The 10488-nt window shown below is 65.8% G+C and carries 10 protein-coding genes and 1 pseudogene; 7 read left to right on the top strand and 4 right to left on the bottom strand.

What is annotated here, in order from left to right; translation table 11 throughout:
* Nucleotides 1-51 precede the first annotated feature (51 nt).
* Nucleotides 52-714: an ATP phosphoribosyltransferase gene (gene hisG / locus C100_RS28475; RefSeq protein ID WP_024018429.1), complete on the bottom strand. Its 663-nt coding sequence runs from the start codon at nt 712-714 to the stop codon at nt 52-54.
* A gap of 201 nt (nt 715-915) precedes the next feature.
* Here hisG and C100_RS48125 point away from each other — a divergent pair, with 201 nt between their 5' ends.
* Nucleotides 916-1236 (top strand): hypothetical protein, encoded by a 321-nt coding sequence (locus C100_RS48125; RefSeq protein ID WP_161633891.1) that lies wholly within the window; start codon nt 916-918, stop codon nt 1234-1236.
* An 80-nt stretch (nt 1237-1316) separates the two neighbouring features.
* Here the strand turns inward: C100_RS48125 and mnmA are convergent, their stop codons facing one another.
* A complete protein-coding gene (gene mnmA, locus C100_RS28470) occupies nt 1317-2438 on the bottom strand; it encodes a tRNA 2-thiouridine(34) synthase MnmA (protein WP_024018428.1) in 1122 nt (373 codons plus the stop codon).
* Between the two features lie 152 nt (nt 2439-2590).
* On the opposite strand from mnmA, the gene C100_RS28465 reads away from it, so the two are divergent.
* From C100_RS28465 to C100_RS28455, 3 genes are all read left to right on the top strand, one after another.
* Entirely contained in the window at nt 2591-2890 is a 300-nt protein-coding gene (locus C100_RS28465) for a hypothetical protein (protein WP_031308680.1), read from the top strand.
* Between the two features lie 102 nt (nt 2891-2992).
* On the top strand, nt 2993-3292 hold the full coding sequence (gene sciP, locus C100_RS28460; protein WP_009820412.1) for a CtrA inhibitor SciP: 300 nt from the start codon (nt 2993-2995) through the stop codon (nt 3290-3292).
* Nucleotides 3293-3515: 223 nt separating this feature from the next.
* Nucleotides 3516-3770: a GlsB/YeaQ/YmgE family stress response membrane protein gene (locus C100_RS28455; RefSeq protein WP_031308679.1), complete on the top strand. Its 255-nt coding sequence runs from the start codon at nt 3516-3518 to the stop codon at nt 3768-3770.
* 64 nt (nt 3771-3834) lie between these two features.
* On the opposite strand, the gene C100_RS28450 is transcribed toward C100_RS28455, so the two are convergent.
* Nucleotides 3835-4083: a GlsB/YeaQ/YmgE family stress response membrane protein gene (locus tag C100_RS28450; protein WP_024018425.1), complete on the bottom strand. Its 249-nt coding sequence runs from the start codon at nt 4081-4083 to the stop codon at nt 3835-3837.
* Between the two features lie 262 nt (nt 4084-4345).
* Between C100_RS28450 and C100_RS28445 the strand changes: the two genes are divergently transcribed.
* The 3 genes from C100_RS28445 (at nt 4346) to C100_RS28435 (ending at nt 10148) form a co-directional block, all read left to right on the top strand.
* Nucleotides 4346-5515, top strand: coding sequence for an efflux RND transporter periplasmic adaptor subunit (locus C100_RS28445; RefSeq protein ID WP_024018424.1), 1170 nt, complete (start codon nt 4346-4348; stop codon nt 5513-5515).
* 83 nt (nt 5516-5598) lie between these two features.
* Entirely contained in the window at nt 5599-8766 is a 3168-nt protein-coding gene (locus C100_RS28440; RefSeq protein ID WP_024018423.1) for an efflux RND transporter permease subunit, read from the top strand.
* Between the two features lie 116 nt (nt 8767-8882).
* Entirely contained in the window at nt 8883-10148 is a 1266-nt protein-coding gene (locus C100_RS28435) for a DUF445 domain-containing protein (protein WP_031308678.1), read from the top strand.
* A gap of 93 nt (nt 10149-10241) precedes the next feature.
* On the opposite strand, the pseudogene C100_RS28430 reads toward C100_RS28435, so the two are convergent.
* Nucleotides 10242-10488: pseudogene (locus tag C100_RS28430) on the bottom strand (hypothetical protein); the annotation flags it as partial.

The raw sequence follows: 10488 nt of genomic DNA, 5'->3' as shown, positions 1-10488 counted from the left end.
GTCTGGCCTGCGGCCAGCCGCCTCCCCTGCGAGGGGAGGATTGAATAGGCATCACGCGGCATCCTTGACCCCCACGGCGGCGCGGAAGGCTTCGATCAGCGGCGACAATTCGGCCGAGCGCATCTTGTAGGCGGCGCGGTTGACGATCAGACGGGCCGAAATGCGCATGATGATGTCGGTTTCGACGAGGCCATTGGCTTTGAGCGTCGCGCCCGAGGAGACGAGATCGACGATCCGGCGCGACAGGCCGAGCGAGGGGGCGAGTTCCATCGCGCCGTTCAATTTGACGCATTCCGCCTGAAGCCCGCGCGCTTCGAAATAACGGCGCGTCAGATGCGGATATTTGGTCGCGACGCGGACATGGCTCATCGCGGCCTGATCCTCATCGGCGGCATCGACCGGCTCGGCGACCGACAGGCGGCAATGGCCGATGTCGAGGTCGACCGGCGCGTAAAGCTCGGAATAGTCGAATTCTTCCACCACGTCGGAGCCGACGATGCCGATCTGCGCCGCGCCATGGGCGACGAAGGTGGCGACGTCGAACGCGCGCACCCGGATGATCGACACGTCGGGCCGGTTGGTGGCGAAGCGCAGCGCCCGGCTCTTCTTGTCATGAAATTCCGCCTCCGGCTCGATACCGGCTTTGGCGAGCAGGGGCAGCGCTTCATCGAGGATGCGGCCCTTGGGGATGGCGAAGGTGAGCGGGCGAGTCATGACGCGCGCGCCTTAGCCGGGCGTGGGGGGGAGGGCAAGGATTTGGGGATGGAGGATGAAGGCATATACTTGGCTCGTCGGGCATGACACGGTGCCGCCATGAACTGCTTATCATCCTTGCTTCTTCCATTGATGATCAGCGTGAGTGGGCCGGCATCTGAAAACATCGAGCAAGTTGGGCAGGGCCATAGGGTCACGCGCGTGAGTGGGGTATTGGCTCTTCATTGGGAATACCCGTATTTTATAGCCACTATTGGCGATGTGGAACGCGCATTTGAGTTCGAAATTCTCGACCAACGATGGCTCAACAAACACCGATCCCTGATGATGGCAAATCCGGTTTCAATCGGTGAATATGTCTGCGTCAGCGGTCGCGGCTACGAAAACCGAACCCAATTAGGGCCAACAGGTCGCAGCACCTTCATATTCACCAAAATTACCCATGCCGTCAAAGTTGGTGCACCAGAGGCTTGCCGAAATAGTGGGACTGACAAGCCTGCCCTGCCGTCACCCCGGCCCTGAGCCGGGGTCCCGCTTGTTCTGTTGCGCTTGAAGAAAAGTGGGATCCCGGATCAAGTCCGGGATGACGGGGTGAGTGACCGTTACGCTGCTTGCGCCATTGCCGCCTGGGTGCCGGCGATCCAGCCGCCGCCGAGCACGCGCTCGCCCGCATAGAGAACCGCCGCCTGCCCCGGCGCGACGCCAAATTCCGGCGCATCGAAGATCAGCCGGTCGCCGTCGAGCAGCGCGGGCACGGGCTTGGCCATCGACCGCACCTTGGCGGTCAGCGGCCCGGCGAAGTCGCCGCCCAGCCAGTTGATGTCGCTCAACACCGCGCCCGACACGGCGAGCGCCGCCTTCGGACCCACGATCACGCGCTTGCCCGCCGCGTCGAGGCGCACGACATAGAGCGGGTCGGGCTGGCCGCCAATCTCCAGCCCCTTGCGCTGGCCGACGGTGAAATGGATCATCCCCTTGTGCCGGCCCAGCACCCGGCCGTCGATGTGAACGATATCGCCGCCCTCGTCCGCGTCGGGGCGCAGCTTGCGCACGATCTTGGCATAATCGCCATCCGGCACGAAACAGATGTCCTGGCTGTCGGGCTTGAGCGCGACCGACAGGCCGAGTTCGGCGGCGATCTCGCGCACCTGCGGCTTGGGCAGGCCGCCCAGCGGGAAACGCAGATAGTCGAGTTGCGCCTGAGTCGTGGCGAAGAGGAAATAGCTCTGGTCGCGCGCCGGGTCGGCGGCGCGGTGCAGTTCAGCGCCATGCGCGCCTTCAACCCGGCGGACATAATGGCCGGTGGCCAGGCAATCGGCGCCCAGGTCGCGCGCGATCTGGAACAGGTCGGTGAACTTCACCCCCATATTGCACTTCACGCAGGGGATGGGCGTGCGCCCGGCCATATATTCATCGGCAAAGTCGGCGATCACGGAGTCGCGAAACCGGCTTTCATAATCAAAGACATAATGCGCGATGCCGATGCGGTCGGCGACCGCGCGCGCGTCGCGAATATCCTGCCCCGCGCAGCAGCTTCCCGTACGGCCGACCGCCGCGCCATGGTCGTAGAGCTGGAGCGTGACGCCGATCACTTCCGCGCCGGTTTTCGCGGCGAGCGCGGCGACGACACTGCTGTCCACGCCGCCCGACATGGCGACGACGATACGCCGCTCGTCGAGCGGCTCGGGAAGCTGGAATTGGGGAAGCTGAAACTGGGGCTGCATGGGCGCGCATATAGTGCGAAGCCGGCCGGGGCGCAAAAGTTAACAAAATTCGACCGGACTTTTACGATTTGGCGGCCGAATGACTCGCAAGACGCGATGAAGCGTTGGGCGGATTTACGGTCGGTTATCCATTCGCGCCTAAAAGCATGTTCATGGACCTGAGTTTCCTCCGGGCAGGCGGGCTGACCCCCGCCAACGCCAGAGTCCCCGGCTGGCCACGCGTGCCGGTCTGGCCCTTCCTGCGCGCCGCCACGGCAGCGGCGCAGGCGGCCAGTCCCACCGCGCAGGCAGTCGCGGGCATCCTGCGGGGGCAGGATGGAGGCGACGACTGGATCCAGGAACTGGCCGATATTTTCGCGCCGCGTTCCAACGGCACGATCGACGCCGTTCGACTTGCGGGCAGCTTCAATCCGCTGATCGCAAGTCGTTTAGCTGGGGGGCAGGGAGAATGAAGCCAGTGTTTACCTTCGCGCTTTAGCCGTTGTTCAGGGCTGATCGGAATAAGGGTTTCACGGCTGAGTTCGGCAAGGCCAGTGCCGCAAATTGAGGTAAGAATGATCGAGAACCAGAAAATCAGGCCAGCCCAGGTCGTTGGCCCTCTTGGGGAACCCCTGACCCTGGACAGCCTGCCGCCCAGGGACACGACCCGTTGGGTCGTGCGGCGCAAGGCGGAAGTGGTCGCCGCCGTCAATGGCGGACTGCTGAGCGTGGACGAAGCCTGCGCCCGCTATAATCTGACGCTGGAGGAATTTGCCGGCTGGCAGCGCGCGGTCGATCGCTCGGGAATGCACGGCCTGCGCGTCACCCGCATCCAATATTATAAGTCGCTCTATGAGCGGCAGCAGAAATATTGAGAGAGACCTGAAACGCCATCCGCCCCACCGGGCGGACGGGGATGGAAGCGCCGCCGGAGCGATCGGGCGGCGTTTGCCGTCCGCGCGGGCGAAACCGGCAAAGAATAGCGGCCAGCCAAGATGGTTTCCGCCCCGGAATCATTTTGGGCGCGATGGAACGCGATGCCCCTTTCTCCGTTGAACAGGAACCCAAACCGATGGGGGCGTGGTCAAGGAGAATAACATGGGCATCATCTTGTGGCTTATCGTCGGCGGCATTATCGGCTGGCTCGCCAGCATGGTCATGCGCACCGATGCACAGCAGGGCATCCTGCTCAACATTGTGGTCGGCATCGTCGGCGCCTTTGTCGGCGGTCTGATCTTCAGCGGCGGTTCGATCAATGACGGCCTGACGCTCTACAGCTTCCTCGTGTCGCTGGTCGGCGCGATCATCCTGCTGGCGATCGTCAACCTGGTGCGTCGCGGGTCGATGCGCTAAACATCGTCGCCAAGGCATTTCAAAAGGCCGCGCCCAAACCGGGCGTGGCCTTTTTTAATGCGACTCAACGCCGCGCGGCAAACCAGCGATAAAGTCCCAGCACCGCCACCGCGCCCAACACGGCGGCAAGGAAACCGGCCCGCTCGCCCGGCGCATAGACCCCCGCCAGCCGCCCGACGAAGCCGGCGAGCAGGGCGCCCGCTATCCCCAGCAATATCGTCACGACACAACCGCCCGGGTCACGCCCCGGCATCACCAGCCTTGCCAGCGCACCCGCCAGCAAGCCGACCATGATCCAGCCCAGCAAATCCATTGCGGACACTCCATCTTATCTTTTTGAACCTTGCGACCTGCGGCACATTGCGCCACAGCGCGCGGCATTTGGCAAGTCGATGCGGTCCCGAAACGGTACAATCACCCGATCGTCCGGCCCCCCGGAGCAGGCGGTCGCCAATCGCCTCGCATTATCGCTTTGATCTGTCCCCTCACCGCATGATAAATGGGGTTGAGGCAGGTGCTATATTCATATAACACAGTCGCTAACAGGGGCGAAGCGCCGGAGAGATGGAAGCGGCATGAATTACGAAACCCAGGTCCTGGGCGACTCGGCCATGGTCATCGATGATGATGGTCCGCGCCGGAACAAGAAATGGCTGTTGATCGGCGCGGGCGTGGCCATTGTGCTCGTGGCGTCGGCGGTGGCGATATCGATGCGCGGCGGCGATCCCGCCGCAACCGCCGCGCCGGGCGCGCAGGCGCCGGTCGTGACGGTGGTCAGTCCGGGCCAGACGATGGTGGCGCGCACGGTGAGCGCCACCGGTTCGCTGGCGGCGCGGGTCGACATGCCGGTCGGCGTGGTCGGTGAAGGCGGCATGGTCCGCCAGGTGCTGGTGCAGCCGGGCGACTGGGTGCGCGCGGGCCAGACGCTGGCGACGATCGAGCGGTCGGTGCAAAGCGAACAGGTCCGCTCGCTCGCCGCGCAGGTCGAAGTCGCGCGCGCCGACGCCAAGCTGGCGCAGGCGCAGCTCGACCGCGCCAAGGCGCTGGTCGGCCGCGGCTTCATCAGCGCGGCCGACATCGACCAGCGCACCGCGACGCGCGACCAGGCCGAAGCGCGCGTGCGCGTGGCCGAAGCGCAACTGGCCGAACAACGCGCCCGCACCGGACGACTGGACATTCGCGCGCCCGCCGCGGGGCTGGTGCTGACCCGCACGGTCGAGCCGGGGCAGATCGTCCAGGCCGGCAGCGGCGTGCTGTTCCGCATGGCCAAGGGCGGCGAGATGGAAATGCAGGCGCAGGTGTCCGAAGGCGACCTGGTGGTGCTTCGCCCCGGCAACAGCGCGACGGTAACGCCGATCGGCAGCGACACGCAGGTCGCCGGCCGCGTATGGCAGGTGTCGCCGGTGGTCGATCCGCAGACCCGCCAGGGCATTGCGCGGATCGCCATACCCTATAACAAGGCGATCCGCCCGGGCGGATTTGCATCGGCGACGATCACCAGCGGCTCGGGCAATGCGCCGCTGCTGCCCGAATCGGCGGTGCAGAGCGATCCCAATGGCAGCTTCGTCTACATCATCAACGGCAAGAACCAGGTCGAACGACGCGACGTGGCGGTGGGCCAGGTATCCGACGCAGGCGTCGCGATCACCAGCGGCATCACCGGCGCGGAAAAGATCGTGACGTCGGCCGGCGCCTTCCTGACGCCGGGGCAGAAGGTGAAGCCTGAACTGGCCAAGCAGCGCTGAGGCGGCGGGGACGCGGTCCCCGCCGCCCCGGAGCAACGGAAAAAAGCGGGCGACCCAAAGACGTCCGGTGAAGGAAGCGCGTCATGAATTTTCGCAACATATCCGCATGGTCGATCCGCAATCCGGTGACGCCGCTGGTGCTGTTTGCCGCGCTGGTGCTGGCGGGCGTCGTCAGTTTCATGCGGATGGACGTCAACAATAATCCCGACATCAGCTTCCCGATGGTCAGCGTCACCGTGGCCCAGCCGGGCGCGGCGCCGACCGAACTGGAAACGCAGGTCACCCAGCGCGTCGAAGCCGCCGTGCGCGGGATCAGCGGCGTTGACGAAATCATCTCCTTCGCATCCGAAGGCCGATCGCTGACCAATGTCCAGTTCGAGATCGGCACGCCCGTCGACCGAGCGGTCAACGACGTCAAGAATGCGGTCGACCAGATCCGCAGCGACCTGCCCGACGGCATTTTGGAGCCGCAGGTCCAGCGCATCGACGTGGACGGCGGCCCGATCGCCTATTTCAGCGCCGAAGCCACCGACATGACGCTGGAGGAACTGTCCTGGTATGTCGACAATACGGTGGCCAAGCGGCTGTTGAGCGTCAGCGGCATGGCGGCGGTCAACCGTGGCGGCGGCGTCAGCCGCGAAATCCGCGTCATCCTCGACCCCGCCAAGCTGCAAGCCTATGGCGTCACCGCCGCGCAGGTGAACGGACAGCTGAGCCAGGTCAATCTGAACGCGGCAGGCGGCCGCACCGAAATCGCCGGCGCCGAACAGTCGATCCGCGTGCTGGGCAATGCGCGCAGCGCCCGTGACCTGGGCGCCACGCAGATCGCCATCACGGGCGGGCGCACGGTGAAGCTTTCGGACCTTGCCGAAGTCCGCGACATGTATGCCGAACAGCGCAGCCTGTCGTTGATGAACGGCCGGCAGGTGACCAGTTTCAGCCTGGAAAAGGCCAAGGGTTCGTCGGACGTCACCGTCTATGACGAGGCGATGAAGGTGCTGGACAAGCTGAACAAGGAAAATCCCAAGGTCCAGTTCAAGCAACTCTACACCAGCGTCGATTATACCAAGGGCCAGTATCACAGCGCCATGTCGGCGATGATCGAGGGCGCGGTGCTGGCCGTCGTCATCGTCTTCCTGTTCCTGCGCGACTGGCGCGCGACGATGATTTCGGCGCTCGCCATTCCCCTTTCGGCGATCCCGTCCTTCTGGTTCATGGACATGATGGGCTTCACGCTCAACGGCATTTCGCTGCTGGCCTTGAGCCTGGTGGCGGGCGTGCTGGTCGACGACGCGATCGTGGAGATCGAAAATATCGTGCGCCATATGCGCATGGGCAAATCGGCCTATCAGGCGTCGATCGACGCGGCGGACGAGATCGGCCTCGCCGTGCTGGCCACCACCATGGCGATCGTCGCGGTGTTCCTGCCGGTGGCGCTGATGCCGGGTCTGGCGGGGCAATTCTTCATCCAGTTCGGCATGACCGTGGTCGTGTCCGTGCTCATGAGCCTGGCCGTCGCGCGCCTCATCACGCCGATGGTCGCCGCCTATTTCCTGAAGGCCCATGGCGAGGAAAGCCATGGCGAGGGCCGGGTGATGGACGTCTATATGGCGGTGCTGCGCTGGTCGCTGGACGATCGCAAGGCGAAGGCGCGGCGCGCACGGGGCGGCTTCCGCAACGGACTCGTGTCTTTCTTCATCGATCATCGGTCCTGGACGCTGGGCGCGGGCATCCTGGCGTTCGTCGCGACCATCGCCGCCTTCGCGACATTGCCGATGACCTTCCAGCCGACCATCAATACCGATTTCAGCCAGGTGAAGATCGAAACGGTGCCGGGAAGCACGCTGGCGCAGACGACCGCCATCACCCGTGAGGTCGCGGACATGCTGGCCGCCGACACGGACGTGGTCGAAGCCGCCTTTGCCGACATCGAGCCGACCAATGCCGACATCTTCCTGACGCTCAAGAAGGACCGGCCGCTGTCGTCGGTGGAATGGGAACGCAAGGTCGCGCCCAAATTCCGCACCATCGCCGACGCGCGCGTCAATTTCCAGTCGCAGTCGGGCGGCGGTTTCGGTCGCGACATCATCATGATGTTCGGGTCTGACGATCCTGAACTGCTGGAAAAGACCGCGAACCAGCTGGTGCGCGACATGGCCGGCATCAAGGAACTGCGCGATCCGCGCGTGCAGGGCGACATGCAGCGGCCCGAAATCATCATCAAGCCGCGCCTTGACCTGGCCGCCAGCATGGGCGTGACCACCGCCGCATTGAGCCAGTCGATCCGCATCGCGACGATCGGCGACATCGACCAGAATGTCGCCAAATTCTCGCTGTCCGACCGCCAGATCCCGATCCGGGTGTCGCTGGCCGAGGAAAGCCGCAAGGATATCGGCACGATCGCGAACATGCCTGTGCCGACCGTGTCGGGCGGATCGGTGCCGCTCAAGGTCGTGGCCGACATCAGCTTTGGCGCCGGGCCGACCCAGATTCGCCGCTACAACCAGATCCGCCGCATCGTCGTAGGCGCGGACCTGGCGCCCGGCCTGGTCACCAGCCAGGCGATGGAGAAGCTGAACGCGCTGCCGCTGATGAAGGCGATCAACGAAGGCCGCATTCAGGGTGTGCAGAAGATCAACGCGGGCGACGCCAAATGGCAGGCGGAAATGCTCCAGAACTTCGCCATCGCCGTCGTGTCGGGCATCATGCTGGTGCTGGCGGTGCTGGTGCTGCTCTACAAGCGGATCATGCCGCCGTTCGTCAATCTCGGCTCGCTGCTGCTGGCGCCGCTCGGCGGGGCGCTGGCGCTCCACCTGGCCGGCCAGCCGCTCTCGCTGCCGGTGTTCATCGGCCTGTTGATGCTGCTGGGCATCGTCGCCAAAAACTCGATCCTGGTCATCGACTTCGCGCTGGAGGAGATGGAAAAGGGCGTGCCCAAGAAAGAGGCGATCGTGGATGCCGGCCACAAGCGCGCCCAGCCGATCGTAATGACGACGGTGGCGATGGTGGCGGGCATGGTGCCCACCGCGCTGTCGCTGTCGGGCGATTCCGCCTGGCGCGCGCCGATGGGCATCACCGTGATCGGCGGGCTGATCCTGTCCACGTTGCTGACGCTGGTGATCGTGCCGGCGGTGTTCAGCCTGGCGATCGGGCTGGAAAGCTGGGTCGGGCCGCGCCTGGGCCGGGGTCTGCTGACCTACAAGCCGGGCGACAATGGCAAGCCGGTTCATGGGCAGGCGCCCGCCGAATGAGGGCGCGGCGCCGGTGCGCCGCCCCTTTTTCCGGCCAAAGCCAGATCCGGCCGAGACCGAATCCTGTAAAAGAAGCGCTTGCCTGAACGAAACGGGCGCGTAACCGTTTCCCCGCCATGAAGCTGCTGCCCGCGCCCCGGTCGCCCCTTGCCCCCCCGCCTCATCCAGCCCGGCGGATGCGGATCGTGGCGACGGGGATGCTGGTGGCGATGGCCCTGCTGTTCATCACGGCGCGCGCCACCGTCCATCTTCATCCCGCCATCGGCTTCGTTCAGGCCTTTGCCGAAGCGGCGATGGTCGGCGGCCTTGCCGACTGGTTCGCGGTGACGGCATTGTTCCGCCACCCGCTCGGCCTGCCCATTCCGCATACCGCGATCATCCCGCGCAACAAGGACCGGATCGGCGACACGCTGGCGCTGTTCCTGCGCGACAATTTCCTGATCCCCGCCGTGGTCGCGCGGCGGATGCGGCATATGGACGGGGCGGCGGCGGCCGGCCGGTTCCTGGCCAGCCCGTCGGGCGGCGACGGGCGGCTGCGCGAAGGCGCGTCGCGGCTGATCGCCGACGTGCTCGAAGCGCTGGACCAGGAACGGCTCGGCGGCATGGTGAAGGGCGCGATCGGCCAGCGGCTGCGCGCGATCAACATCGGCCCATTGGCCGGGCAGGCGATCGAGGCGGCGATGCGCGACGGGCGCCATGGGCCGGTGATGGACGGGATCATCCATTGGGCCGACAAGACGCTGGAGGCGAACGAGCATCTGATCCGCCAGATGGTGCATGACCGCGCGGGCAAGGTGCTGCGCTGGACCGGCCTTGACGAAAATCTGGCCAATGCGATCCTTTCGGGCGTGCGCAAGCTGTTGACCGACATGGCGGAAGATCCCGGCCATCCGCTGCGCCTGAAGGCCGAGGAAGGCATGGCCAAGCTGGCGTTCGACCTGCAATATGATCTGGAGATGCAGGCGAAGGTCGCGGGCGTCCGCGACGAGATACTCGACAATCCGGCGATGCAGCGCTGGATCGACGGCCTGTGGGAACAGGCGCGCGCCGGATTGCTGCGCGCGGTGCGCGATCCGGGCCGGGCGATGGCCGGGCGACTGGGCGAGGCGCTGCGGGCGCTGGGCGGCACCTTGCAGCAGGAAGCGCGGTTGCGGCTGGTCATCAACCGCTTCGTGCGTCGCGCGGCGGTGGGCGCGACGGCCAGCTATGGCGACGCGATCGTCCGGCTGGTCAGCGACACGGTGCGCGGCTGGGACGCGGGCACGGTCACCAGCCGGCTGGAACATGCGGTGGGCCGCGACCTGCAATATATCCGCATCAACGGCACGCTGGTCGGCGGGCTGGTCGGACTGGCGATCCACATGATCGACATGCTGCTGTGACGAAGGGCCGGAGCGCGCCGGGCCAAACGGCGCGCTCCGGCGGGACCGGCCGCGCAGAGGAGAGAGTCTGCGGCCGATCCCTGATCGATTCGCTTAGCGCCCCTCGGGCGGCGGACCGTCCCCATGCGGCGGCGGGGGCAGTTCCTCGGCGGTCAGCACGCCGTCGCCATTGCGGTCCTGATCGGCGAACATGGCGAGCGCGGGGGCGAGAAATTCGTCGCGCGCGATCTGGCCGTCGTCATTGCTGTCTTCGGGCCAGGGCATGGCGCGACCCGGCGGCGGTGGAGGCGAACCGGCATCGGCGCGCGCATCCGCGGGCGGACGCGCCGGTGGACTGCCC

This window comes from Sphingobium sp. C100 (assembly GCF_000508185.1).
Taxonomy (GTDB): Bacteria; Pseudomonadota; Alphaproteobacteria; order Sphingomonadales; family Sphingomonadaceae; genus Sphingobium.
This window is presented reverse-complemented; position numbering and strand designations above follow the sequence as displayed.

Bases quoted from the DNA above. Each gene is read 5' to 3' on its own strand.
- hisG (WP_024018429.1), bottom strand. From the start codon at position 714: ATGACTCGCCCGCTCACCTTCGCCATCCCCAAGGGCCGCATCCTCGAT.
- mnmA (WP_024018428.1), bottom strand. From the start codon at position 2,438: ATGCAGCCCCAGTTTCAGCTTCCCCAATTCCAGCTTCCCGAGCCGCTC.
- C100_RS28465 (WP_031308680.1), top strand. From the start codon at position 2,591: ATGGACCTGAGTTTCCTCCGGGCAGGCGGGCTGACCCCCGCCAACGCC.
- sciP (WP_009820412.1), top strand. From the start codon at position 2,993: ATGATCGAGAACCAGAAAATCAGGCCAGCCCAGGTCGTTGGCCCTCTT.
- C100_RS28455 (WP_031308679.1), top strand. From the start codon at position 3,516: ATGGGCATCATCTTGTGGCTTATCGTCGGCGGCATTATCGGCTGGCTC.
- C100_RS28450 (WP_024018425.1), bottom strand. From the start codon at position 4,083: ATGGATTTGCTGGGCTGGATCATGGTCGGCTTGCTGGCGGGTGCGCTG.
- C100_RS28445 (WP_024018424.1), top strand. From the start codon at position 4,346: ATGAATTACGAAACCCAGGTCCTGGGCGACTCGGCCATGGTCATCGAT.
- C100_RS28440 (WP_024018423.1), top strand. From the start codon at position 5,599: ATGAATTTTCGCAACATATCCGCATGGTCGATCCGCAATCCGGTGACG.
- C100_RS28435 (WP_031308678.1), top strand. From the start codon at position 8,883: ATGAAGCTGCTGCCCGCGCCCCGGTCGCCCCTTGCCCCCCCGCCTCAT.